Genomic DNA, 24,791 nt, shown 5'->3' with positions numbered 1-24,791 from the left:
GCGCTAGTGCCAAGATAATACCCTCAGAACTGCACTGGCAGGGGCCCGGCGACCCGGCTGGCGCGGTGAAACTCATGACGGACCAGGCTCAGTCCGCGCGTCCGCACGTCAACATTTGAGCCCGTTAGCAAGAAGGCAACGGCAATGGACGACGGAGATGACATTTGCCACGAGCATTCTGACCACTCCTGGGAGCAGTTAATAACGAATGCTAAGGCTTGCGATCACATCGTGCAGCTTTACCAAGATCAAGACTTTCTAAATCGTGCGGTGTGCCGGTTTGCCGGGGCGGCCGTTGCGAATGGCGAAGGCGTTATACTGGTTCCGACCCGCGCTCATTGGGACGGTATCCGCCCACGTCTAGAAGCAGAAGGCGTGGACGTGGAGGCGGCGAGGGCCCGCGGACAACTAACCGTCGTTGATGCCGATGAGTTCCTGCCGCGTTTCATGACCCGGGATGCGATGCCGGACTCGCCGTTGTTCCTTGGCCTTGCCGGAGACGTTATCGCAAATGCGCGCGCTGGCGGGCGCTACAAGTGCGTGCGCTGGTGGGGCGAAATGGTCAACGTACTGTGGGAGCGCGGCGACGTCGCTGCAAGTATGAACCTTGAAGATTTGTTCGATAAACTGGCGGAGCAGCACGATATCGCCATCTTCTGTTCCTTTCTGATGGACAATTTCAATGGTGAAGTGCACGCACACGTACTGCCGAGGTTAGGCGTAAATCATTCTCACCTGATTCCGGTGGAGGACTATGCGCGCTTGGAGCATGCAGTCGCGGCGGCACTTCGTGAAACAGTTGGTAGCGACGAGGCGCGCGTGATCGAAGGCCGGTTGCTGTCGAGCTATGTGCCACCGTTTACAATGCCGCGCGCCCAAGCATTGCTGTTGGCGTTACGCCAAGCATTTCCCTCGGTTGCCGAATCGGTGCTGTTGAGAAGCCGTGATCTATACGCTGCGAAGAGGGGCGGCGGATGACCGGAGAACGCGTATCGCTCAATGGCGGCACCTGCCCTCAAGCAACAGAGGGCCGCATCGCTGGGAGTGTCACGGCACCTGACCTCGTCTCAGTCCTTAACACTGTTGATGTTCCGATCATTGTGGTGCGCCGAGATTTCACGATTTCCTACTTCAACAAATCTGCGTCGAGCGTCCTTGAATTGTCGGCAACTGATCTCAATCGGGCTCCCTCTGAGAACCCCGTAATGTCGGGTATGGCGCGGTTAAAGGATACTTGCAGCAAGGTCGTGGCGACCGAAGCGGAGATGAGGATCGATTTTCGTCATAAAACAAAGTGGTTCGTTGTTCGAATATCTCCGCACTGGGGAGATGACGCGCGATGTGTCGGAACGGTGCTTACCGTTACCAACGTAACTGCGTTTCGCGCGAGTATCGATCTCGCCATTTACGAGCGCGAATGCAGTAAAGCGATCCTAAATACTGTTGCTGACCCTCTCGTGGTGTTGGGCGCAGATGAACGAATTCAGTCAGGCAATCGCGCCTTCTATGCGATGTTTGATGTGTCGCGAGAGCAGACGCAAGGGGGCTCACTCTACGAGCTGGGAAACGGCTCATTCGAGCTGGCGTCATTGCGGAAACAGTGTCAGCAAATGTTTGCCGGCTGCGATAAATTCGAGCCGATCGAGGTCGAGAGTTACATAGTGGGCAAAGGAAGGCGGACGATAGTTGTCCATGCGCGCCCACTGTCATTGCCAGGCCATTCGGAACGTAGAGCCTTACTGACATTTCAAGATATAACGATCCGCAAACAGGCCGAAGAGGCGATCAATCTGCGCGCAATTTCCGAGCGTAAGCGATCGGAAGAGGAGTTGCGACGCAGCGAAGCGTTTTTAGCTGAGGCACAGCGGCTGAGCGTAACCGGAAGTTCTTCCTGGCGAGTTGAGACGGATGAAATTACCTGGTCGGATCAACTCTATCGCATTTTCGAGATTACTCCTCCTCTGACGCCGGCCCGCATCCGCAGCAGAGTACACCCGGACGACCTAGGCATGTTCGACGCGACGCTCGCCCAGGCAAAAGCTCGCGGCGATGATTTCGAATGTCAGTACCGACTACTTATGCCAGATCTCTCGGTTAAACACCTTCACGCAGTGACACACGCGACCTGGGATTCTGACGGGAAGCTCGAATACATCGCGACGGTTCAAGATGTTACTGAACGGCGACTGTCGGATGAAGCGCTTGACGCCGCTCGATCGGAGCTCGCACGTGTGACCCGGGTGATGAGCCTTGGAGCGCTAACGGCATCCATTGCTCATGAGGTGAACCAACCATTATCGGGCATTATCACCAACGCTGGCACATGCTGGCGGATGCTTAACTCAGATCCGCCAAATCTTGAAGGGGCACGGGAAACGGTGCGACGGACTTTGCGAGATGGAAATCGCGCGTCCGAGGTAATTGCTAGGTTACGTGCGTTATTTGATAATAGAAGCGCGAATACGGAGCCGGTCGATCTGAACGAAGTTGCCCGGGAGGTGATTTCTTTACTCTTGAGCGAAATTCGACGGAAGAAGATCCGCTTAGGAGTGGAACTGGCCGACGACCTTCCTATTGTCGTTTGTGACCGAGTGCAGATCCAGCAGGTGATTATGAACCTCATTCGCAACGCCTGCGATGCACTGAGCAGAGTCAGCGATCGGCCGAGAACGCTAATTGTCAGAAGTGATAGTGATGATGGCAGCGTTGGGCTATCCGTCTGTGACGTCGGGACTGGGTTTGACCGTGAGGCTGCAGACCGCCTGTTCGACGCGTTTTATACAACGAAGGAAAGTGGCATGGGCATTGGGCTCTCCGTCAGCGAATCAATTATCAAGAGCCATGGCGGAGAGCTAAGTGCAATGTTAAACGAAGGGCCCGGCGCGACCTTTACGTTTCGTCTTCCACGCGATTAATGTTGGCGGTACATTTAAGAGAGCGCTTGCTGCAGAACGTTATTCCATATGGTGAGGCCAGTCGATCGGTCGCTATGGACATCGCTTCTCTTCACAAAATCACGCCCGAACTATCTGGCGTTCGTTAAACTCCGCGCCAATGCGTCCACGCGCTAACAGCCTCGACATATACCATTAAGCTTCGCTGCCGTTGCGGCTTCCTATTTCGCTAATGGATATCTTCTATCGGGAAATCTATCAGCGGCGGGCGTTACCTTCGGCTTCATCCCGCTCCACGCCGGAATCTTCGGCACCGAGATCCCGATCGGCGTCGGCAAGACGGATCCGGCCAATGACGGCGCGGCCACGCCGTGCGACCAGGGAGACAGTTTACCGGCCGTCTGATCGAACTTGCCGGCACCATCCAGACCGCCGCCAACTAGCTGATCTCCACCTGTCGCCCATCAAGCTGGAGGACTGCGCCTGCCGGCGCCTGGTCTGCGTCACGAACGCCCAGCTCGTCGCGAGAAACATCTGATCCAGACGTTGTGGCCGCTCTGGAATCAGGAGACGAAGGCGTGCTGGGGAATGAGCAAGCACGGCGACGCCGAGACGACACGTAAGAACAGGCGGTCGCGTGGGACGTCGTCCATCCGGGACGGCTCTGGGCGATCGACGATGAGATCGAGGACTCGCTGTCGCCCGACGCGATTAAACGATCGCATTGGCGAGATTCCGGAGAAGGTGCCGCCGCGCAAGGATCATGTCGCGCTGATCGAGGAGATGATCACCGGCTTCCATCAGGACGACGGCGCTGTAGATACCGGGACTGCACCGCCGATTGACGCTAATACGCCAACGCGTCCGATAGCGTTTCGCCTGTCATTATGATCGCCCAGATCATTCTACTGAAGGCATGAACGGGAAAGCCGCCCCGGCGAGCGCCGGGGCGGCTTTGTTCGGGCGACACGCGCGCGCGAAGCGGGTTCAGCGTGCGGCCCCCTTTGCTGCCAGGAAGCCCGCCATGTTGTTCGCCGAAAACGGCAGGTGGTCGCCCATCAGCTTAGCGTGTGCTTCACCAGTCGGCGAAGCCCAGGAGCCAAGGAGTTCGGCGCCGACTGCGACCCAGGTGATCGGCACGACACCGGCTTGCACCATGCGGGCGACGGCAGCGGCCTCAACGAGCTTGCTCCAGGTGCCGGAGGCGTCGAGCACGGCGTAGACGTCGTAGCCCAACTGCTTCGCGGATAGGGCGGCGAAGGCGACGCAGACCTCCGTGGATATGCCAGCGATCAGGAGCTTCTTGCGTCCCGTCTTCGTCACGGCCGCAGCGAAGTCCTTGTTGTCGAAAGCGTTGATCTGGCCGGGCCGGTGCACGATCGCGGCATCCGGCAGGCCCAGTTCGACGACCGGCATGATGGGGCCGTTCGGGCCGTCGTGGGCGCTGGTGGTTACGACCGTTGGCAGCTTGTAGATCTGCGCGATGGTGACAAGGGCCTTCACATTGTTGATGAAGTCGGGTGGGCTCTGGGTCTGCACGCCGTTCGCGAGGCCGGTCTGATGATCGACGAAGAGGACGGCGGTGTTGTCTGCGGTGAGGCGATCGTAGGACATGGTCTATTCCTTTCGGGGTTAAGTCGGTTTCGACACGCCCAACATGCCGTTGCCGATGCCGGGTCACTAGCCAGCGAGATTGACACCCCGCGTATCGAAAAGTGGAACGTGAGGTCGCGACCCCATGGCCCAAACGACAAGGGTCGGGGCTTCCCGTTGGAAGCCCCGACCCTTGTTTCCGACGGGGGTCAGGCGTGGACGAGCACATTTCCGCTGAACATACCGCCCTTAAAGACGGGCGCGCCTGCGTCGGTGGCGAACAGCACCAGATCGGTACCGGACCTCGCCGCGACGGCGGTCTCGTCTTCAGCAAGGAATGCACCTTCGCCCGTTCGTAGGGTCAGGCCGCCGATGCGAACCTCGCCAGAGAAGACGTAGAGCAGCCGGATCGGCACGGGCGCCGGCATGCTCGGAAGCGCCAATGTCTTGCCGGCGGTCAGACGCGTGTCGTGTATCCAGGCCTGCGCCCGGACTTCAAAGGGGGCGCCTTCGGGAGCGGCGAGGAGCCGCCAGGCATCGCGGCTCACCGCTTCACCGAAGTTGTGGAATTGCACCTTCGGATCGAGCGACGGTGCGCGGGGGCGCAGAAAGATCTGCAAGGCCTCCTGCGGCTCGTTACCGAGGATCGTCTCCTCATGCTGGAAGGTGTGTCCGGCGTTCATCATCATCAAGCGCGCCGGCCGGATCTCCTCGCGATTGCCGACGGTGTCCTTATGGAGCATCGATCCGACGCGCACGTAGGTCAGGATCTCGTCGTCGCGGTGGGGGTGCATCGCGGTGGTGTGACCCGGATGGATGCGCGCGCGGTCGATGCGACCGATCGCGCCGATGCCGCTGTCGCCCTCACCGAAGGTCAGGCCGGGGTAAAGGATCTCCAGGGAAAAGCCTCGGCTCGGGTCGCCGCGCGTGGCACCGCGTTTCATCTTGATCGTATTCATGGTCTCGGTCCTTTCACTTTTGGCGGCGGCAGGAGGACCGTCGCATTAACCAGAACGAAGCTGTCGTTGCGAAACCAGGTACAGTAGCGACGCCATGTGGTATGCCGTGTCTCGAACATTGGAACGCCAAAATGGAATTGGAAGACCTTCGGACCTTCGTTGAAGTCGCGGATGCTGGCGGCGTCTCGTCCGCCGCGCGTCGTCTCGGTGTGGCCAAGTCAATCGTCAGCAGGCGGCTATTCCGCCTTGAGGACGAGCTCGGGAGCCAGCTTCTGTCCCGCAACACGCGGGGCGCCGCTTTGACCGAAGCTGGTGTGTCGTTTCGTGAGCACGCGGTCAGGATTTGTGGTGAGATCGATGCGGCACGCGAAGAGCTCTCGCCAGAGGGGGACCTCAGGGGATTACTGCGCGTAGCGGGACCTGCATCTTTCGGCCAGCACTTCGCGCCGGCGCTCGCAGCATTCGCCCAGCAACATCCGCTCCTGCAAGTCCATTCGCGCTACAGCGATCGCTACGTTGACTTGGTGGGTGAGGGCTTCGATTGCGGGATCCGCGTCGGCTATCTTCCAGATTCCAATTTGGTCGCCCGCCGCATCGGCTCGTTCTCCGTCAGCCTTTACGCGAGTCCGCACCATGTCACAGCGCGCGGCGCTCCGGAGAAACCGGCGGACATCCTCGGCCATCAGGCGGTCATGATCGGTACCGAAAGCTGGAAGTTCGCCAATGGCAAGAAAACGATCTCGGTCAACCCGCAAGGGCGGTTCAAGTCAGATAGCGCCATCGCGATCGCAGAAGCCATCGCAGCCGGGGTCGGTATTGGCGCACTTCCGGACGTCATCGCCGAGCCCTACGTGGCATCGCGCGCCATCGCTCCCGTGATGACCCGCTACCGCTTGCCGGAAGTCGGCATCTTTGTGGTCCGGCCGCCCGGCGCGCACCTGGCCCGGAAGGTCAGGGCGCTTATCGATCTGCTCGCCGAAAGATTTGGCTAGAGCGAGCTTACGCGCTCTGCAGAACGCAAAACCGCTCGTTTCCGTCGCGGTCGCAGGGGTCGCGAAGACCAGACATCAGCGAGCCGTGGGGACCACCGTGTCAGGATGGCGGCTCGCGATATTTCGGCGGACTTTAATATCCGCCGGTCTTCGAAACTTGGTGGACGTTTGAGGGAGGTTTCTGTGACCGAAGGGCACAGCCTCGCCTGCGAGGCGAAGCTGCTAACGAAGAGCGCTCGAAACTCGGAGCCGCGCCGTCGGTCAGTATTGGATAAGCGCACCTTGTAACCTGCAGGCCCGGGTCGCCACCGGCGGCACGTCCTCGCTGGTCACCCGCGCTGCCGATGTTGTGCTGAAGGAGCGTCGCCGACTGGTGTTGATGGCACGGGAAACACCGCTGCATCTCGGACATCTGAAGGGGATGGCGACGGCCACGGCCACGGAGATCGGCGCCATCATCTATCCACCCGTCCTCGCGTTTTATGCCAAGCCAATCAGCATCGAGCAGATGGTCGATCATACGTTGGGCCGGATACTCGATCTGTTCGACATTCAGACGGACGTCGTGAGCCGCTGGCAGGGTCTCGCACCCATTAAGGCACCCGATGCTTCGTAACCGCCCCGCACCGGAATGGGGCGGCCGGTCGAAGCGGCGTCGATAGCAGACGGGTTTTGCAGCATGGACAGTTGGACCTTCGCCCTAAAGCTCTGCGCAGAACCCGGCGTGTCCGAGGCCTGCCTGAAGCTGCAGGACGAAGAGAACGTCGACGTGATGCTTATGCTCGGCGCTGCCTTTGCAGCTTCACAGCGAAACGTCCATCTCGACGCGACCGACATAGGATCGATGGACCACGCGGTTCGACCATGGCGAGAACAGGTCGTGTCTCCGCTTCGATCGCTTCGCAGGCGATTGAAGGTCGGTCCGTCAGCCGCGCCCTCGGAAGCCTCGGAGAGACTGCGGGCCCTCATTAAGGCCAACGAGCTCGACGCCGAGCACATCGAAAACGACATTCTGTCAGCTTGGCTTGAGTCCAAATCTTCCGGACAGACTGCACTCACAACCGCCGAGGTTCGTGTAATCGTCACGCTCGTAGTGAGGCATGCACTTGGCCACGGACCGGCGGACTGATCGAAAGTGTATTGCCTGAGATCGAAACGAAGTCATTCATTTAAACGAAGTCATTCATCATGCTCACAATGCCACCTTGGTTGGTCGGGCCGTAGAACAGGCGAAGGGTGGTTTGGTTCCGAGGGATAAACGTGCAGTCCGTCCAATGTCAGTCGTCGGACGGCTTATACTTCTGCCGAAGCTCAAGGGTGAGAGCACCAACGATACGAGCGCACTTAAAGTGGGCTAGGCTATCGGCTGAGCTCGTCACCGCCCTCCATCCGCGACCTTCGGAGGTCTTTACCTCTCGAATCTCGACGGATACTGCCGGTGGACACTCCGGGTGCGCGTTCATGCGCTCGCGAAAAAGCTGCGCCAGGCGGCTTGGGAAATCGGCTTCTTTGCCATCGGTGCCTGCCTCCAAGCAGTAACCTTAGCAGCAAACGGCCGCAGTCGGCGGTATTAGCTTCGCCCAGCGTGAAGTCAGCTTTCCTTCGAACTGTAGCGTAACCGCAGCTGCTTCTCGATACGTGCGACTGTCTTTGCAAGATCAGGGTAGTGCCGGCGTTCGTTGGCATTTGTCAGCGCGGACCAATTGCCGCCACCGATTGGAATAATCGCGATCCGGGCTTTGGGGAAGTTGGAATCTGCAAGCTTCTCGTGAAAGAACCAGACGAGCTCGTCGGCGGCAATTTTCTTTTTGGGCATGGAGGTCAGACGTCAGTACGAGGCAGGGCACCGGCTTCCTGTAAGGGGTCACCCGGGCGAGCGCAATTCGTATCGGTGCCGAATTCAAGCGCGGCGATGCTCGGTCGCACACCCGCCTGGCTTTCCAGATCGAGCGGATATGCATCCGCAGATTTTGAACGATGTGATCGGCTACGGCCTGAGCCTCCTTGATGTTGATCGATGTGCTCGGCGACTCCGAGAGGAGGTTTCAGAACCAGGGCAGGTCTCGAATAGGGCCATCAAGCTAGCCGGGCGTTTTCGTAGGGTCATCTCCGTAGTTTATTCGACGGCGGCGGCGCTACAAAAAGGTGGCCCCGAAAGGCCACCAGCATATCATTTGCGTTCAGCGACAAACTCGCCGGGAAGTCACGATGCGCCGACCATGAGGTCCGCGCCGGACGATTCGCTCGGTCCGGCATACTTGGGGGCGCACGCGATGGCGATACTGCACTGCCTCGGTATCGCTGACGCAGTGCCATGTCGCGCTGGGGCAGTAGCCGCAACCCCGGCTTGACGCGGCCGGCGGTGCAAGCGCCGCAGACGCCATGTTCGCAACCGGCGTGTGCGCCGTTGACGGCGCGGCCAATCATCTGCGCTTCTTCTCTCGCGCTCGTCGGCTCGTTGACGAAGCTTCGATCAATCTTGATCTTCAAAGTTGTCATCTATTTCGATCACGACCTTTCCGGACGCAGTTTTTGAGCGGATTGCATCATGGGCGTCGGCAATCGTGCGTAGCGTGTAGCGATGCAAATCTAGTCGGGGCACTAGCTTACCGGCGTGGCACAGCTTTGCGGCCTCGCGCAAGATTTCGCCGTGCCGGGCACGGCCTTCGCCGGTCAGGATCGGCAGCAGCGTGAATACGCCGGAGTAGCTCGCTGCGCGGAACGACAAAGGCGCGAGGGCATGCGTTCCCCAGCCGAGCGCACTGACCACATGGCCGAACCTTGCCACGGCCTTGAAAGATGCATCGAGGGTAGCTCCGCCGACAGTGTCATAGACGACGTCGAAGCCACGGCCTGCGGTGTGTTTCGCAACATAATCGGAAACGGTAGTTACCGCGTAGTCGATGAACGTGGCGCCGGCGTGTTCGATGATGTCTTTGTCTTTCGCAGCGCCCGTGGCGAAAACGGTGCCGCCGAAAGCCCGTGCAATCTGGATGGCCACATGGCCGACGCCGCCGGCGCCGCCATGGACCAAGACGGTCTGTCCCGCGCCGACGCCAGCGCGATCAATCAACCCTTCCCAAGCAGTGATGACCACTAGCGGCAACGCGGCAGCCTCCCGCATGCCGAGGTTGACGGGCTTCAGGGCCAGCAGCTCTGCATCGACCGCCGCAAATTGCGCCAGAGAGCCCTGCACGCCGCCGACACCGCCGGTGAACCCAAAGACCTCGTCGCCGGGCCTAAACTGTGTGACCCTTGCACCCACTTGTTCAACGACGCCAGCAAGATCCATTCCCAGGATTCCCGGCAGAAGATGGCGCGCATGAGCTGCCTCGCCGCTATATATCTTGAGATCAAGCGGGTTGACGCCGCTGGCTCTGACGCGGACGAGAACCTCAGTTGCTGCGACGGCAGGTAGCGCGACCTGCTCGCTCCGGAACGGCACATTTGGGGCTGCGAGAACGGCGGCTGTCATAAAAAGGGGGAGCGACATGGGTTGTTCCTCTGCGATAGTCCGCAAATAATCGTGGTGATCCCGCTTTGAAACCGACAATGCTGCACGCTTCGCAAACGAAATTGAATGGACCAACCGATGGAATGGAGTGACCTCCGCGTTTTTCTCGCCATCGCCCGAGAAGGCACGCTCGGCGGAGCCGCTCAGAAGCTGGGCAAGAGCCAGCCGACCATGGGTCGCCGGCTTCGGGCGCTTGAACAGGCCGTCGGCCAGACGTTGTTTCAGCGAACCGGCGACGGTTTCGTGCTTACCGACGAAGGCAGAGCCGTGTTGACGCATGTCGAGCACATCGAGGATGAGGCTCTTGCCGTTCAGCGCCAACTCGATGGCCTGCACCGCGAACTCGACGGCCCCTTGCGAATTTCGTCATCAGACTGGTTCGGCGCACATCTTCTGGCTCCGGTGTTTGCAGACTTCGTCAAACAGCACCCAAACGTCGTCATCGAACTTTTGACGAGCCAGGTTCAGTTCAGCCTGCCACGACGCGAGGCAGACATGGCGTTTCGTATCCAGCCATTCGAGGAGGCCGAAGTCATCTCGCGGAGACTGATGCATATTCCATACGGCGTCTACCTCCGGGCCGACCTCGAAAGGCCGGTTGCCGGCGATGGTGGCGGGACGTCTCTCATTACGATGGACGCAAACTTCTCGGGTATGCCGGACGCTGTTTGGCTGAAAGCCATTCTGCCGAGGGCCCATGTTGCATTGAGGAGCAACAATCGCGACGTGCAGGCCCGCATGTGCGAGAGCGGCGCCGGCCTCGCCGTCTTGCCACGCCCGCTCGGTGATGCAATGCCAAGGCTGATCCGGATCGAATTGGGAGAGCAGCCACCCGGTCGTGATACATTTGTCGGGTATCACCGCGACATGAAGCGCCTAGCCAGATTGCGAAGTCTCCTAGACTTCGTCATTGAGCGGCTAAGCGACTACAGGTGATGTTAAACTTCGAATAAAAGGCGCTATCGGACGAAAATTAGGTCGATGGTTGCTTCAGGCGCGAGGCGGACATTGGCTATCTCCACTTGTTCTACGGAACGGCTTGCCCGGAAGAAAAAGCGACAGATTGCGGGGTCCGCATGCCTTCGACAAGGAATTCCAGCAGCGGTTGAACGAGCGACTTCTCGGCAGTGTCATCTCCGAGCACGACGATTTCAGTCATTGGCAACGGTGGCCAGTGCTCGGGCACATCAAGGATCTGCATTCCGTCCTGAATGAACGAACGGCCAAGCAACGTGATGCCGAGCCCGCCGGCAACGGCAGCCTGAACACCCATGAGGCTGCTTACCGTGCAGGCCGTCACCCATTCCTGTCGTGCGGTATCGAGCGTTGTGAACATGAGCTCTCGGTAAGTGCAAGGCGGTTGCAGAAGCACAAGCGGGAGCGGCCGGTTGAGATTGAGCTGGAAGTCGGAGGCCCCGAACCACACCATTGGTTCGCGCCAAATCACGCGACCTCGCTCCTTGAACTCGCGCGTTGCGATCACAAGGTCCAGATTTCCTGCTTCGAATTCCCGGAGCAGGCTATGCGTGAGACTTGTGTTGATGTCGAGCTGGACGCCCGGATGCAACCGAAGAAAGCGTGCCAGAAGCTTTGAGAGTTGGAGCGGGACAAAGTCCTCGCAAATTCCCACCCGTAATCTGCCTGTCGTTTGCGGCGTCTGAAGCGAGCGAACCACATCGTCGTTCAGGTCAAGCAACCGGCGCGCTCCGATCAGCAACTGCCCGCCGGTGCCCGTCAAAGCCAACGATCGGCTGTTTCGGTCGAATAGCGGAAATCCGACAAGCTCCTCGAGCCTTCGAATTTTTTGACTCACGGCAGACTGCGTGCGGCCGACTGTGTCTGCTGCAGCGGTGAAGCTGCCCGCATCGGCGACCGCAACGAAAGCACGCAGTAAATCTAGATCAAGGTCGCGCACACTGCATCCATTAGGTTAGCTACTGGGCCCATTCAAATTATGCGTTTCTCTTCTCGCCGCCGGACGGCAATAGATTTGTGAGAGCGTAATGCAGTCGCACGCAGCTGGCAAATAATGAAGGTTTTGTGCGCGCTACTCCGTTACGGCAGCGCGCTGCAAAAATCTGATCACAGGAGCAATCGTGCATTCCACCAAGAACGACTTGCCCCAAGACACGCGCGTCGCAATTATTAGTCTATGCAATGCTCGTTTGGCCGATGCCATCGATCTTCAAACGCAATGCAAGCAAGCGCACTGGAATGTGAGAGGCGCTACGTTCATCGCACTCCATGAACTCTTCGACAGCATCAACGAGCAGGTCGAAGACTTCGTTGATCTCATCGCGGAACGCGCTGCGCAATTTGGTGGCGCGGTGGAGGGGACCGCCCGCACCGCAGCGCGGCGTTCCACACTTGCGGAGTATCCGCAGGCTAGGAGCGGCCGTGATCATGTGGACGCGCTCAGTTCGGCGCTCGCGGCCTTTGGCAAGTCAATCCGCGCCGCAAACGATGAGAGCGGCCGGCTCGGCGATGCAACCACGGCCGACATCTTCACTGAGGTCTCGCGCGGCATCGACAAGTGGCTCTGGTTTGTCGAAGCTCATCTGGACAACGAAGGGTGAGGCTAGGGATATGAAAGCCATCGGTTATCGAACCGCAGGTCCCGTTTCGGCGCAAGACTCGCTCATCGATTTCGATTTGCCAGCTCCACTGCCGGGCCCGCACGACCTGCGCGTCGCCGTCAAGGCGATCTCGGTCAACCCGGCAGACGTGCAGATGCGCGCGCGCATGTCCCCGCCCAATGGCGAAGTGCGGATTCTCGGCTTTGACGCCGCCGGCGTTGTCAATGCGGTCGGCTCGGAAGTTACGCTCTTCAAGCCCGGAGATGAGGTATTCTATGCCGGCGCAATGAATCGGCCGGGCACCAACAGCGAGCTCCATCTCGTTGACGAACGCGTCGTCGGCCATAAGCCGAAAACATTGACCTTCAGTGAGGCGGCGGCGCTTCCGCTCACGTCGATCGCGGCGTGGGAGCTGCTATTTGAACGCCTTGCCGTTCCCTATGGGGTGAAATCTCAGACCGGCGCGCTCCTCATCATCAACGGCGCAGGCGGTGTCGGATCAATTCTGACACAGATGGCACGCCGGCTGACCGGCCTGACGATCATCGCGACAGCATCTCGTCTGGAAACCGAGGCGTGGTGCCGCAAGATGGGCGCCGATCACGTCATCAATCACCATCATCCGCTGGACCGGGGGCTGAAAGAGATCGGTATCGATCAGGTCGAATATGTTGCGGGACTGACCGCGACCGACAAGCACCTGCCGGCCATCGTGGAAGCCATTACACCGCACGGCCGGTTGGCGTTGATCGACGATCCGCACGTGTTCGATATTGTCAGTCTCAAACTCAAGAGCGTCTCGGTTCATTGGGAGTTGATGTTCACGCGCACGCTGTACGGGACGTCCGACATGATCGTGCAACACGAGCTGCTCAACGAGGTTGCGGCTCTCGTTGACGCGGGAGTGTTACGCACGACGCTCACAGAAGATGCGGGCGCCATCAACGCGCTCAACCTCAAGCGCGTTCACGCATCGATCGAGAGCGGGCGAAACATCGGCAAGACAGTTTTATCCGGGTTTTGAATCCCGGCTCCAGCCGGACCCGGTCGCAGCTATCCATCATTGCACGCCTTGTAAGGGACACACAAAATGCGGCTTCACATCACTGCTCTTGCCTTGGTTCTTGCTGGCTGGCCAGTCTTCAAAGCGCCGACGATGGCGCAGGACCGTCCAGCGCCTTCGCTGTCGGAAGCGCCTGCCGTCACCCATGCGCCGGGGAAGGGTATTCAGCCTGGCGTCAGTGGCCATTCCGCCAACATGCCGATTCTCTATCGGCTTGACCAACAGCCGATCGAGCAGATCTCTCCGCTGGTGCAACGTCAGTACCTGTCGGGCGCGCAATCAACATTCGTGAAATGGACCGTGAAGAAGGGCGGCGTGTTTCCGCTGCATCATCATGCCAACGAACAGATCACCTGGATTACCGAAGGGCGGTGCGAGGTCAGTTCGCAAGGCAAGAAGTTCATTATGACGGTGGGGACGGTTCTGATCATTCCACCAAACACACCGCACGAATTCGTCTGCACGGAAGACACGATCGATATCGATTTCTTCGCTCCCCAGAGGCAGGACTGGATCGACGGCGTTCCTTCGATTGCCGCGACGTCAAAGTGAGACGGGCGCGCAATCAGCCCGGTTAGAACAGACGCCAAATCCTCTTTCGAAAGGTCACACTATGTCCAGCCAGTCCCTCATACGGAACAATCAACAACTGACGTACGCGGCGGCCGCCATCGCGATCGAAGCCGCAGTCGCGAAATCCAGGGAGATCGCGGCGCCGGAGTGTATCGCCGTCGTCGACGCCGGCGGCAACCTCCTGGCATTCGCGCGGGTCGAAGGCGCTGCCGTGCTTGCCCGCGATCCTGCGATCGCCAAGGCCGCGACCAGCGCGTCGATCGGCACGGCGACCGGCGGAATTCCGTACGAGTTTGGGGCGAACCTGGGATTTGCAAGCCACGGCAGCATCGTTAATCTCGGCGGAGGTTTTCCAATCGTCTTTCGCGGTGAACTGGTCGGCGCGATCGGCGTCGGATCGGGGACCACCGAACAAGACGTCGCTGTGGCCGAAGCCGGGCGCGATGCAGTGCTGGCGGCGCTCGCCGCTTCAGCGTGATGTGTGTGTGCGTGTTGACGGAACCGGAAATCGGCTGATGAATTTGTCCAGAACAGCAACGATCGCTTGTCTCACTGTTCTCGTCGGTTCAGCGACGGTGGTACTTGCGCGACATCAGGGAGACACTGCTATGGCTTCGAAGGCGTCATCGGCATCCGGCTCGGCTACACACCTTGCCAGCGATCGTCCGATTGGGAGGATCGAGTCTGTGTTCGAGTTCCATGATGCTATGCCGACCGGTGTGTCTGTCGCCGCCGATGGGCGTATCTTCATCAATTTCCCGCGATGGGGCGACGACGTGCCGTTCACCGTCGGCGAGATCCGCAACGGCGAGGTTGTTGCTTATCCTGATGCTGCGATCAACAAATTCGATCCGGCGCGGCCTGCAGAGACGCTGGGCAGCGTGCAGAGCGTGGTCGTCGATGCCGCTAACCGACTGTGGATTCTCGACACAGCGGCGCCGGGTTTTTCGACACCTGTTGTGGGTGGCGCAAAGTTGGTCGCAGTAGATCTCGCGAGCAACAAGGTGGTGAAGACAATCGTGTTGCCTTCATCGACCGTGTTGCCGACGACCTATATCAACGACGTGCGCTTCGACTTGCGTCAGGGCAAAGCTGGTGTCGCTTTCATCACGGACTCTTCCATCAGCGGACCAGGCGGCATCATCGTGGTCGATCTCGACAGTGGTGAAAGCTGGCGGAAACTGACGGGGCACAAGTCGACCTCACCAGATCCCGCATTCATTCCTGTCGTGGAAGGGGAGCGGCTTGCGGTGCGTGAAAAAGGAAAGCCTCCCGCGCCCTTCAACGTCGCCTCCGACGGCATCGCCATTTCTGCGAACGGCGCGACGCTCTATTACTGTCCTTTATCCAGCCGGCACTTGTATTCGATCCCGACTGCTCTCCTTCTCGATCGGTCCGCAACGGACGCGACCGTCGCCGAGGCCGTGGTTGATCTGGGCGAGAAGGGCGCGTCGGACGGTCTTGAGGCCGATGACAAGGGCCGCATCTACGGGGGAGACTACGAGCGCAACAGCGTTCGTCAGCGCCAGACGGACGGCGAGTGGAAGACCATCGCGCACGATCCGAGGATCCTTTGGCCCGACACGTTGTCGGTCGCCTCAGACGGCTACCTGTACTTCACCGCCAACCAGCTTCATCGGCAGGCGCAATTCCACGAAGGGCAGGAGCGCCGGGTGAAGCCTTATACTCTGTTCCGTGTTCGGATCGATGCAGGTCCGGTGCTGCTGAAGTAACTGAGGTGCATCGATGCAGGCGGGATGCGTGATGCGCCACTTGTTGCTTGCCCTTTTTCTCGCCCCTCTTCTCGCCTTTGTTGTTGCGAGTTCATCTGCAATGGCGGCCCCCATGGATCAACTCGTCCCGGAGTTTGCGTCAAACACGCTGATCATGAACGGCGTGACAACGGCGCTTGACGGGCGGCGCTTCGTCGTCCTCCAGCCGCAAAAACCGGGACAACCCGAAATTGCTGAAATCACCTCCGGATCGGCGAAACCTTATCCGGACGCGGCATGGAATAGCTGGCACGTGGGTCAGGATGGACGCGCGGCATTTGTCGGCGCGAATTCCCTGCGTATCGGCCCGGATGGCGCGCTGTGGGTCGTCGATCGCGGAGCCCCGGGGATAGGTGCGCCGTTGGCCGACGGCGGCCCGAAACTTGTCCGCATCGATCTCGCCACCAATCGGGTGAGCCGGGCCTACGATCTGGCCACGGTCGCGCAAGGCGCGAGCTTCGTCGACGACGTGCGATTCAATGGCGGCGTTGCCTACCTGACCGACGCAGGCCGTCCCGCGCTGATTGTGCTCGATTTGACCACAGGCCAGGCTCGCCGCGTGCTTGAAAATCATCCCTCGACAATCGCGGCGCGGCCGCTGATGGCGGAGGGCGGGCAACTCATGGATGCACAAGGCCATCCGGTTGTCGTTCACGCCGATCAACTCGAAGTCTCCGACGACGGGCGCTGGCTGTTCTATCAGCCGTGCTCGGGCCCGATGTTTCGACTTGAAACGCGCTTTCTAGACGATCCATCGCTTGACAACGAGATGCTGTCCGGCCACGTCGCGCCGTTTGCCGACACGCCCTCGACTGGCGGGACCGCCATCGACGCTACAGGAACAATCTATGTTAGTGACACCGATCGTTCGCGCATTCTGAAGGTTTCTCCCACCGGGGAGATCTCGACCCTGATCGCCGATCCCCGGCTTGCCTGGGTAGATGCCATGTGGATCGACGATAGTGGCAAGTTGTGGCTGCCGGCCGCGCAGCTCAATCGAACGTCGGGCCTCAATCAGGGCAGGGACGCAGTCGACTGGCCGGTGACTCTTTATTCCATTGCAATCGGAGCGAAGCCGGTGCGGCGATAGCAGCGCAATAGCCTATTGTGATGCAGCCTCACGCATTTGCGAGGGTTGATTGGAGACATGATGAGAATCGCAGATACGCCGATCAGTGCAGGCGCTGATTGGGGAAGACGGCCTCTCGCCGTCACCGCCGCGTTGGTGTCTGCGGTCTTCTTCGGCGTCAATGCCGTCGCGTCGAAGATCCTTTACGCGCCCGAGGCCTGCCGCCGGGTTCGATGCGGTCAGTCTTTTCGTCGCGCGGGGGACCCGGTGGCAGGCCTGCAGATCAAGCTGATCCTGACTTTTCTCCCGGACGGTACGCAGGTTAGGCCTTAAAGCAGCTTCGGCAATTGCTTCAGCGTCGTTGTAGTCGTTCTTCTGCCCCTTCACGAATGGCTTCACATAGATCGCCGGAATGATCCGCGGCTCATGGCCGAGCTGTCGCAAAACGCGGCTGACGAAGTGGGCGCTGAGGCAAGCTCCCATGCCGCGATGCATGGCGGCAGCTTCTTGAACGTCCCAACAAGGGCTAGTCGCTTGATCTTGACGGAACGCGATCTTGCCGTCGGTGCCGAAGTCGACGAGGTGGAAGACGTCCTTGCCAATATCGATGCCGATCGAGGCGAGTGGCGCAATGGTCCTATCCGTGGCCTGCTTCTCCGGTTGAAATGCAGCAGTCTAGGCCGACTGCCGCGCGGGAGAAGCAGCCGGTCCATCCCATTAGCGGGCATTGGCTGTCAGGCGCGCGATTGGCCGCTCAAGGTTGTTGGTAGATTGACTGCGGGGATCTAATCGATGCCGACTGCGTCGAGCCAGTCGACATTAATACAATTGAGTGATACACAGCCATAAAATTAGGTGGCTCTAAGTAGTTGTTTTTGCAGAGTTTAAGGTGAGCGTGGTACAACCCGCCCCTGGGCACCATTTGTTGTCCCCCAGCTTCCTCCTCTGTCCGCTGATGTGCTATAAGTGCTTGAATTAGAGCGCTTTCTCGTTCGCTGACATTCGCGACCGTCCGCCGGCAGCCGTTGTTTTTGTTGGTATTGCTGTTGGTATCCCGTCGATCGCGTGTTGGTAGATTGACTGCGGGGACCTAATCGATGCCGCTTTCGGATGCCGCCTGCCGTGCCGCCAAATCCGCCACGAAGCCCTACAAAATCAGCGACGGAGGCGGGCTGCATTTGCTTGTTGAAAAGAACGGGTCGCGGCTTTGGCGGCAGGCGTATCGGTTCGACGGAAAGCAGAAGCTGATCGCGCTGGGCGCCTATCCGGCGGTCAGTCTCGCCGACGCCCGCGCCGGTCGGGACGCGAACAAGACGCTTCTGGCCAAGGGCATCGATCCGTCCGCGCAGCGCAAGTTGGATCGCAGCGCGGCGCGCATCGCGCGCAGCAATACGTTCCGGATCGTCGCGGACGAACTGATCACGAAGTTCGAAGCCGAGGGCGACGACCCAAAGACAATTGAGAAGAAAAAATGGCTTCTCGGCTTCATCAACGCCGATTTGGGCGATCGACCGATCGCCGAAATCAAGGCGTCGGAATTGCTTGATGTACTTCGAAAGATCGAGAGGCGAGGGCGATATGACACGGCCCGACGCGCCCGCAGCATTAGCGGTCGTGTCTTCAAATATGCGATCAGCACCAATCGCGCCGAGCGCGACCCATCGGCTGACCTAACGGGGGCCCTCATAGCGCCAAAGGTCAATCACCGGGCCGCCATCACCGAGCCGAAGGCCGTCGGCGCGCTTCTCCGCGCGATCGACGACATGGACGGTCAGATCACAACACGCGCAGCGTTGCAGCTGATCGCCCTTACCTTCGTTCGGCCGGGCGAACTGCGGCACGCGGAATGGAAGGAATTCGATCTGCGGGACGCCGTCTGGAACATTCCGAAGGAAAAAATGAAGATGCCGCGGCCACACAAAGTGCCGCTGTCTCGACAGGCGATTGCGATCATCAATGACCTTCGCGAAGTCACAGGCACGTCGCCCTATTTGTTTCCGCAGATCCGCTCGTGGCATCGTCCAATTTCCGATGGGACGCTAAACGCTGCGCTTCGCCGGCTTGGGTACACGAAAGCGCAAGTGACCGCGCATGGCTTCCGGTCGACGGCATCGACACTGCTGAACGAAAGCCGCCGCTCGGATGGCAGGCGCCGTTGGGATAGCGATGCTATCGAGCGTCAATTAGCGCACCAAGAGGAAGACGAGGTTCGCGGTGCCTATAATGGCGCCGAATATTGGGAAGAACGCGTCCCGATGATGCAGTGGTACGCAGATTACCTGGATGACCTCCGCAGGTCCGGAACCGTTCTGTCGACCGCGAAGGCCCGGCGATCCCGATCGTCGTCAGCATCCTAGCCGTCGAACCTACCGTACTAGCTAGACAACGCCGCTTCAATCGGTCGCGGCGCCGCTTGCTGTACCGGCGCACTGGATACGCGCCGTGATGACCGTCGAAAGTGCCGGTGACCCGCGGGCCAGATCGCCAAAAGGTGCGATGGGATTGATGCAGATCATGCCCGAGACCTGGGCGGACCTGCGCGCACATCGCCGCTTCGGCAACGATCCCTACGATCCCCATGACGGCATCCTGGCCGGTGCTGTGTACCTCCGCGAACTGCACGACCGCTATGGCTCGCCCGGTTTCCTCGTCCCGTACAATGCGGGCCCGTGCCGCTACGAACACTATCTCGCGGGCCGTCCACTGCCGGCGGAGACCCTCGCCTATGTGGCAAAGATTACTCTTTTGTTGGGTGGCGGTGAACTCGCCGGTCCGCCCTCCGTCGCTGCTGTTCATTCGAAGTCATGGACCGAGGCGCCGCTGTTCGTCGGGCGATCCGAACGCGCAACCGCTGCCGATCAGGTGTCGGCTGAGCTTCGATCGAACCGCGCTTCGACGAGTGATCCGATGCGCGATCTCCCAGCAATCGTGCCGCAAGCGCGCAGCCTGTTTGTTGCTCGATCTAATGCCGGTGGCCAGTCATGACGGGATGTGCAGTCTCGCGCGCCATAAGGTGCTTCGGGATAGAACGGCTGGGAGGGCGAGAGCAGCAGGGAAACACGACGACGGCTCTTCAAATCGGGCTTCGAGAAACCGGTGCACGAGAATAGCACGGCCGTGGCGGAATCCGAAGCGTGGTGCAACGACTTATGTGGTCGTTCACACAACGGAGAGCTCCAATGAAACTGTATGTTGGATTGGACGTCGGCCTTGAGGAAACCAGCCTTTGCATCGTCGATAGTGAGGGTCTTACGGTGCGCGAGATAAAGATCAACACGGTGCCGGCGGCGATCCGCTTCGCTCTTGAAAGCTACGCGGATCGCCTCGATACGGTCGGTGTCGAAGCGTCGTCGCTCGGCATCTGGTTGTACCGTGAACTTTCAGCCGGCCGGGGTCCCGATCATTGTTGTCGAAGCGCGCCATATGCGTGTCTCGCTGTCGACGATGCGCAATAAGACGGACCGTGACGACGCCCGAGGCGTTGCGCAGATGATGCGCCTGGCCTGGTACCGCGCGGTCCATGTCAAGAACATCGAGATGCAGAAGATGCGCTCGTTATTAGCCAACAGGAAGCTCCTCAAGCGCAAGCTGATCGATATTGAAAACCACATTCGTGGTACGCTTAGGGCTTGCGGTCTGATGGTTGGAGCAGTCGGCCGCGGGGGATACGAAGCGCGAGTCCGCGAGTTGATCGAGCACGGCGATCCGGTATTTACCATGATGATTGAAGCTATGCTGGAGGTGCGGCGAGCGATCTTCGAAGGCTACGAACGATTGCATAAGGTGCTCCTGCAGGTAGTCCAGCATGATGCGATTTGTCGTCGATTAATGACCGTACCCGGCGTGGGTCTCGTTGCGGCCCTTTCGTTCAAGGTCGGTGTTGATGGTCCTCTTCGTTTTGCGCGATCTCGGACACTTGGTGCGCATTTTGGCCTGACGCCGAGAGGGCACCAGTCTGGAACCTCCATCGACTATGAAGGCCGAATTACGAAGCAGGGTGACGTCGCGGTTCGCGAGGCGCTTTGCGAGGCGGCCGCAAGTCTTCTGCTGCGGGTCAGGAAATGGTCGGCGTTGCGGGCGTGGGGCCCGCGGATAGCCAAGCGGTCAAGCATGCTGTGCGCGATCGTCGCGGTCGCGCGCAAGCTCGCGGGCATCCTACATCGAATGTGGGTCGGCGAAACGGACTTCCATGTCGGCTTTGGTGCAAAGGCGACGCAGCGACTGCGATTGAAGCCTGCAAAGTAACTGCTGCAGGAGCACGAAAGCTTAACGCTGGTGTTGCACCCGGCATGTTGAGGAGGAGCAAAGATTAGAGATCCGCGCGCGCGTTGAGCGTCCGCTGGCGGGGCCGTGAAACGGGGAATGTCCGCTATCTCTTGCCTGCTTCCGTCCACGTGAGGAGAGCGCCGGACTGCTTGAACAGCCCTGTTTACGAACCTGATGAAGAGCATGCGACAGCCAAGTGCTGAACGCGAAGGAACGCATGGACCCCGCCTGGAGAATGCAGATCGTGCACGTGGTTGTGGCGGACTCTGCTCACCATCAGCGCAGAGAGAAAGGAATTGGTGATATGCGGAAAATCGCGAAAAAGCGTAGCGAAGTGTTGACTTTGACCGCCCGATTAGGAAGGCGAGATAAAAGAGGCTCGCCGCTTAAACCACAAGCCATTGGAATGGCTTGGGTTCGGGCGTGCCGTCGGTCGGGGCGCGTGCCGCGCCTGATGCTTTCGCCAATGAATTCAACAGTGTTTTCGGCACTGCCCGGCATTCCCTGTTCGTGGAGCCTTTGCGATGAGCGCGGGCGACAGCGATTTACGCATCCGGCCTGGCCGCATCCGCGGCACGCGAGCGCCGAAGCCGAAGAGCTTCATCAACTAGGTGCTGCCTGCGCCGGCCGTAGGCTTCAACCTGACAATGCGGTTGTACGGTTCCCAAACTCCGATACGGATCGTACCGGCTCCTGCGGTCTGTAAAGTGAACTAGCGAAGGCGGCATGAGCGGCTACGACGTTTTCGCTGCGCTGGTGAGACAGCATACGCACGGCTTATCGCGATCTGCGGGAAGGTGAGAACGACCGCTTCTGGCGCAAAGGAGACACTAGTAGCGCTGGTCTTCCTTGGGACCGGGTCTTGGCTTCCAATTCGATTTCATTCGCACAGATGCTCAGTTCCTGAATAACATTTCCGCTCGCGGCCGGTCGAGGCTTGAAGGAGCACCTGGCGGCTGCTGGCGGTACAAATTATCGGATGAAACCTCTTGGCTGAGAACTGCATGCCGACACCAATGGACCACTGCGAAGTCAGTATTCGACTTCAGTTCGCAGAGTGAGCGCAGAAACCCTCCCCGATGGGCGCAAATGGTGGGCCGAATGCAGACGCGGTGCCAAACGCACGATCTTGCGATGGCCGAACGCTAAATGGAAATAATTGTCGTCGGGCAAGAATTCGTTGTCCACGATTTCAACAAAACGCGTCGCCGTGACGGCTCGCAGGTCGAGAAAGAAACCGGCGTCGTCTTCACCAAGCACCGCGCCAATCGTCTGGTCAACCGCCGACGTCGGGGGGCAAAGAAAATGAAAGGCCTCTCGAGGTTGATCGGAGTCCTCGGCTGCGAACGTTGCATGCACGGTGTTATGCGCGGCTGGCCCAAAGCGATAGCAGTGACCGGCGTCGAAGAACCGGTCGAACATCTCGAACGCTCCGATTGAAAGCCCGGCATGCGGTGCGATGGTCACATTGCGCACCGCTTCGATCACCGGCGTCTTGCCGTCTCTCAGGCAACGCAAAGTCAGTTTGCCTGAGGCGGCCCGCGGCGTGTCGTTGACGAGATGCAGATAGAGCCCGTTGGTGCCTTCGTCAGTGATCGACAAGCGCAGCGGCTGCGAGGCGCGGCGCAGGGCGTAGAAGGCCGATTTCGGGCGGCCGTCGGAATCCAGCAAGCCCCAGCCTGCTCCGGGCCGCAGATCGCGCCACAGCCATATCAGCGCGCCAGCCGTAGTGGAGGCTGGACGGCGCCATTCGTCGATCGTCCGTTCGATGACCTCGGCTGTGATCGCGCGCGATAGCTGGCGCCAGCGCTTGGGTTCGCTGGAGCGCAGGCTGCGGCCGTCTTCGTTCCACAGCGCCTGAAGATAATGCTCGCGCACATCGTCGAAATCCCAAGACGCGCCTCCGTCGCGCGGGACGCCGGCGAGCCAGCGTTCCGAATTGCTGACAGGATCGAGCCGATGGCTAGCGAAGTGACGATCGTCCGGCAGGTTGGCGAAAGCGAGACACTCGGAGGCAAAGCGGACATTGGCGCGGCGCGCATCGTCGAGGGGCCGCAAATATGCGCCAACCCCGTAATAATGCGACGGGCCTGCCTCGGCCACGAAGGGCAGGGCGCCGCCCGACGGAGAACCCGGCACATAGGCGACGTCGCTGAAGCCTGCCAGAGCCTCGGGAATGACGGTTTCGGCCAGCGGGACGTCGCGCATTTCGCGCGGCAGGCCCATCATCGCAGCTTGCTGACCAACCTCACTGCCCCCTGATATCACGACCAATGACGGCGACGCGTTCAAGCGGCTAACGACTGTCGTGACTTCGCTGTGGATGACTTCAGCAAAGGCCACATCCGACGGGTAATCAAAATTGGCCATCATGACGTCCTGCCAGACCATGATGCCGAGCCGGTCGCAGAGGCGGTGGAAACTCCGGGTCTCATAGACCATGGTCCCGCTGAGACGGACCATGTTGAGGCCAGCACCTTGCACCAGGCTAAGGTCCCGCGCGTAATCCGCCTCGGATGCCTGCAGGCCGACCACGTCGATCGGCGTCCAGCATGCGCCGCGGCAAAAAATGCGGACGCCGTTCACATGCAGGGTGAAGCCATGTCCGTCCGGCCCGCGATCGACCGCGATCCGGCGAAATCCAACCTCTCCCAAATCGATCCGGACGGTACCGATGTCGATGGTCACCGCATGGAGCGTCGGGCTACCATGCGTGTGAGGCCACCACAGATCCACATCGGGGATCCGCAGTGTGCCCTGCCAGCGCACCGTTTCGGTCAGCGGTGTTTCCGCGTCGAGCGGTATCAGCAGCGCCTCCGCCCCGGCGCAGTGCAGGACCGGCGTCACGCCTTCGGCCACTCCCGACAGATCGAGCGAGAGCGTCAAAACGCCTTCGGTGTCGTCGAGCCGGCTGCGCAGATCGACATTGTCGGCGCGACCAATTCCCTCTTCGATCAGCAGCACAGACCGGTATGGGCCGGCCACATCGACGGGCGGGCACCATCCGGGCATGTGCCCGATCAGCGTGGTTCGCAGGAACCGCAGCCGTGGCTCCTCGATCATCATCGTCTTCCAGCGTGGCCGAGGGCCTTTCGTTCCTGCCAGCACGCCGCGGAGGCTCCTGAAGGCGATATGCATCCAATGCTCACCGCCGAGCACAATCTCGGCCTCACACGGCTCGAACATCGAGCTCCCGGTCAGGATGAGTCTGCCATCGAGGAAAACCTCGGCGAATGTCGCGAGCCCCTCGAACCGCAGCTTGCGCTTGCCGCGTCCACTGATTTGGACCCGGTACCAGACGTCCTTGTCGTGCAGCGGCTGAGGGTCGGTGAGGCTCCATTGTCCGAGGGCCCGCAGCGCACCCGAGACCGTTCCAGGGACGATCGCGGGCAACCAGACGGCTTCACTCAACCCGCCGGGCTCCTGCCATGCGTGAGGGAGAGACAGCGCCAGTTCCCAGCCGCTGTCGAGCGGCTGCACCTGGCGTCCCGTCATGGCGCGGATGTCGGTCATGGCAATC

Annotated in this window: 23 protein-coding genes and 1 pseudogene; 17 read left to right on the top strand and 7 right to left on the bottom strand. The window is 60.1% G+C overall.

The window, feature by feature from the left end; translation table 11 throughout:
* The first annotated feature begins 144 nt into the window (after window positions 1-144).
* From AB8B02_RS18740 to AB8B02_RS18730, 3 genes are all read left to right on the top strand, one after another.
* Complete coding sequence (locus tag AB8B02_RS18740) at window positions 145-978, top strand: MEDS domain-containing protein (protein ID WP_439064802.1); 834 nt, start codon at window positions 145-147, stop codon at window positions 976-978.
* Window positions 975-2,915 (top strand): PAS domain-containing sensor histidine kinase, encoded by a 1,941-nt coding sequence (locus tag AB8B02_RS18735; protein ID WP_439064801.1) that lies wholly within the window; start codon window positions 975-977, stop codon window positions 2,913-2,915. Before AB8B02_RS18740 ends, AB8B02_RS18735 begins: the two co-directional genes overlap by 4 nt.
* Before the next feature lie 657 nt (window positions 2,916-3,572).
* Window positions 3,573-3,785: a hypothetical protein gene (locus AB8B02_RS18730; protein ID WP_439064800.1), complete on the top strand. Its 213-nt coding sequence runs from the start codon at window positions 3,573-3,575 to the stop codon at window positions 3,783-3,785.
* A 96-nt stretch (window positions 3,786-3,881) separates the two neighbouring features.
* Here the strand turns inward: AB8B02_RS18730 and AB8B02_RS18725 are convergent, their stop codons facing one another.
* The gene (locus AB8B02_RS18725; RefSeq protein ID WP_439064799.1) at window positions 3,882-4,508 is read right to left on the bottom strand and encodes an isochorismatase family protein; all 627 of its coding nucleotides are present in this window, start codon (window positions 4,506-4,508) and stop codon (window positions 3,882-3,884) included.
* Between the two features lie 188 nt (window positions 4,509-4,696).
* Entirely contained in the window at window positions 4,697-5,446 is a 750-nt protein-coding gene (locus tag AB8B02_RS18720) for a pirin family protein (protein ID WP_439064798.1), read from the bottom strand.
* 131 nt (window positions 5,447-5,577) lie between these two features.
* Here AB8B02_RS18720 and AB8B02_RS18715 point away from each other — a divergent pair, with 131 nt between their 5' ends.
* The 3 genes and pseudogenes from AB8B02_RS18715 to AB8B02_RS18705 all read left to right on the top strand — a co-directional run bounded on the left by AB8B02_RS18715 (window position 5,578) and on the right by AB8B02_RS18705 (window position 7,567).
* On the top strand, window positions 5,578-6,438 hold the full coding sequence (locus tag AB8B02_RS18715) for a LysR substrate-binding domain-containing protein (protein WP_439064797.1): 861 nt from the start codon (window positions 5,578-5,580) through the stop codon (window positions 6,436-6,438).
* Between the two features lie 271 nt (window positions 6,439-6,709).
* Window positions 6,710-7,054, top strand: a pseudogene (locus AB8B02_RS18710) (UbiX family flavin prenyltransferase); the annotation flags it as partial.
* A gap of 63 nt (window positions 7,055-7,117) precedes the next feature.
* Window positions 7,118-7,567, top strand: a complete 450-nt coding sequence (locus AB8B02_RS18705; RefSeq protein WP_439064796.1) for a TIGR02444 family protein — start codon at window positions 7,118-7,120, stop codon at window positions 7,565-7,567.
* 462 nt (window positions 7,568-8,029) lie between these two features.
* Here the strand turns inward: AB8B02_RS18705 and AB8B02_RS18700 are convergent, their stop codons facing one another.
* Together AB8B02_RS18700 and AB8B02_RS18695 are read right to left on the bottom strand one after the other, a co-directional pair.
* The gene (locus AB8B02_RS18700; RefSeq protein WP_439064795.1) at window positions 8,030-8,254 is read right to left on the bottom strand and encodes a hypothetical protein; all 225 of its coding nucleotides are present in this window, start codon (window positions 8,252-8,254) and stop codon (window positions 8,030-8,032) included.
* Window positions 8,255-8,911: 657 nt separating this feature from the next.
* Window positions 8,912-9,931, bottom strand: coding sequence for a zinc-dependent alcohol dehydrogenase family protein (locus AB8B02_RS18695; RefSeq protein ID WP_439065896.1), 1,020 nt, complete (start codon window positions 9,929-9,931; stop codon window positions 8,912-8,914).
* Window positions 9,932-10,030: 99 nt separating this feature from the next.
* On the opposite strand from AB8B02_RS18695, the gene AB8B02_RS18690 reads away from it, so the two are divergent.
* Window positions 10,031-10,888, top strand: a complete 858-nt coding sequence (locus tag AB8B02_RS18690; RefSeq protein WP_439065895.1) for a LysR family transcriptional regulator — start codon at window positions 10,031-10,033, stop codon at window positions 10,886-10,888.
* 91 nt (window positions 10,889-10,979) lie between these two features.
* Here the strand turns inward: AB8B02_RS18690 and AB8B02_RS18685 are convergent, their stop codons facing one another.
* Complete coding sequence (locus AB8B02_RS18685) at window positions 10,980-11,867, bottom strand: LysR substrate-binding domain-containing protein (protein ID WP_439064794.1); 888 nt, start codon at window positions 11,865-11,867, stop codon at window positions 10,980-10,982.
* 181 nt (window positions 11,868-12,048) lie between these two features.
* Here AB8B02_RS18685 and dps point away from each other — a divergent pair, with 181 nt between their 5' ends.
* From dps to AB8B02_RS18655, 6 genes are all read left to right on the top strand, one after another.
* The gene (gene dps, locus AB8B02_RS18680) at window positions 12,049-12,528 is read left to right on the top strand and encodes a DNA starvation/stationary phase protection protein Dps (RefSeq protein ID WP_439064793.1); all 480 of its coding nucleotides are present in this window, start codon (window positions 12,049-12,051) and stop codon (window positions 12,526-12,528) included.
* A gap of 10 nt (window positions 12,529-12,538) precedes the next feature.
* Window positions 12,539-13,552: a zinc-binding alcohol dehydrogenase family protein gene (locus AB8B02_RS18675; RefSeq protein WP_439065894.1), complete on the top strand. Its 1,014-nt coding sequence runs from the start codon at window positions 12,539-12,541 to the stop codon at window positions 13,550-13,552.
* Window positions 13,553-13,618: 66 nt separating this feature from the next.
* Window positions 13,619-14,143, top strand: coding sequence for a cupin domain-containing protein (locus AB8B02_RS18670; RefSeq protein ID WP_439064792.1), 525 nt, complete (start codon window positions 13,619-13,621; stop codon window positions 14,141-14,143).
* Window positions 14,144-14,204: 61 nt separating this feature from the next.
* Window positions 14,205-14,642, top strand: coding sequence for a GlcG/HbpS family heme-binding protein (locus AB8B02_RS18665; RefSeq protein ID WP_439064791.1), 438 nt, complete (start codon window positions 14,205-14,207; stop codon window positions 14,640-14,642).
* A 130-nt stretch (window positions 14,643-14,772) separates the two neighbouring features.
* A complete protein-coding gene (locus tag AB8B02_RS18660) occupies window positions 14,773-15,897 on the top strand; it encodes an L-dopachrome tautomerase-related protein (RefSeq protein ID WP_439064790.1) in 1,125 nt (374 codons plus the stop codon).
* A gap of 31 nt (window positions 15,898-15,928) precedes the next feature.
* The gene (locus AB8B02_RS18655; RefSeq protein WP_439064789.1) at window positions 15,929-17,026 is read left to right on the top strand and encodes an L-dopachrome tautomerase-related protein; all 1,098 of its coding nucleotides are present in this window, start codon (window positions 15,929-15,931) and stop codon (window positions 17,024-17,026) included.
* A gap of 12 nt (window positions 17,027-17,038) precedes the next feature.
* Here AB8B02_RS18655 and AB8B02_RS18650 read toward each other — a convergent pair whose 3' ends face one another.
* A complete protein-coding gene (locus tag AB8B02_RS18650; protein WP_439065893.1) occupies window positions 17,039-17,608 on the bottom strand; it encodes a hypothetical protein in 570 nt (189 codons plus the stop codon).
* Between the two features lie 494 nt (window positions 17,609-18,102).
* Here AB8B02_RS18650 and AB8B02_RS18645 point away from each other — a divergent pair, with 494 nt between their 5' ends.
* From AB8B02_RS18645 to AB8B02_RS18630, 4 genes are all read left to right on the top strand, one after another.
* Window positions 18,103-19,362 carry a tyrosine-type recombinase/integrase gene (locus AB8B02_RS18645; protein ID WP_120286960.1) on the top strand — a complete coding sequence of 420 codons (1,260 nt, stop codon included), beginning with the start codon at window positions 18,103-18,105 and terminating at the stop codon, window positions 19,360-19,362.
* 88 nt (window positions 19,363-19,450) lie between these two features.
* Complete coding sequence (locus AB8B02_RS18640) at window positions 19,451-19,990, top strand: lytic transglycosylase domain-containing protein (RefSeq protein WP_120286959.1); 540 nt, start codon at window positions 19,451-19,453, stop codon at window positions 19,988-19,990.
* A gap of 194 nt (window positions 19,991-20,184) precedes the next feature.
* Entirely contained in the window at window positions 20,185-20,460 is a 276-nt protein-coding gene (locus AB8B02_RS18635; RefSeq protein ID WP_199711954.1) for a hypothetical protein, read from the top strand.
* Window positions 20,429-21,250, top strand: coding sequence for an IS110 family transposase (locus AB8B02_RS18630; protein WP_439064788.1), 822 nt, complete (start codon window positions 20,429-20,431; stop codon window positions 21,248-21,250). The genes AB8B02_RS18635 and AB8B02_RS18630 overlap by 32 nt, the downstream gene beginning before the upstream one ends.
* A 1,053-nt stretch (window positions 21,251-22,303) precedes the next feature.
* On the opposite strand, the gene AB8B02_RS18625 is transcribed toward AB8B02_RS18630, so the two are convergent.
* Complete coding sequence (locus AB8B02_RS18625; protein WP_439064787.1) at window positions 22,304-24,784, bottom strand: glycosyl hydrolase 2 galactose-binding domain-containing protein; 2,481 nt, start codon at window positions 24,782-24,784, stop codon at window positions 22,304-22,306.
* Between the last annotated feature and the right edge of the window lie 7 nt (window positions 24,785-24,791).

It is taken from the genome of Tardiphaga sp. 862_B3_N4_1 (genome assembly GCF_051811085.1).
GTDB lineage: Bacteria > Pseudomonadota > Alphaproteobacteria > Rhizobiales > Xanthobacteraceae > Tardiphaga > Tardiphaga robiniae.
Note: the sequence above shows the minus strand (reverse complement) of the source record. Positions and strands in the feature narration are given on the sequence as shown.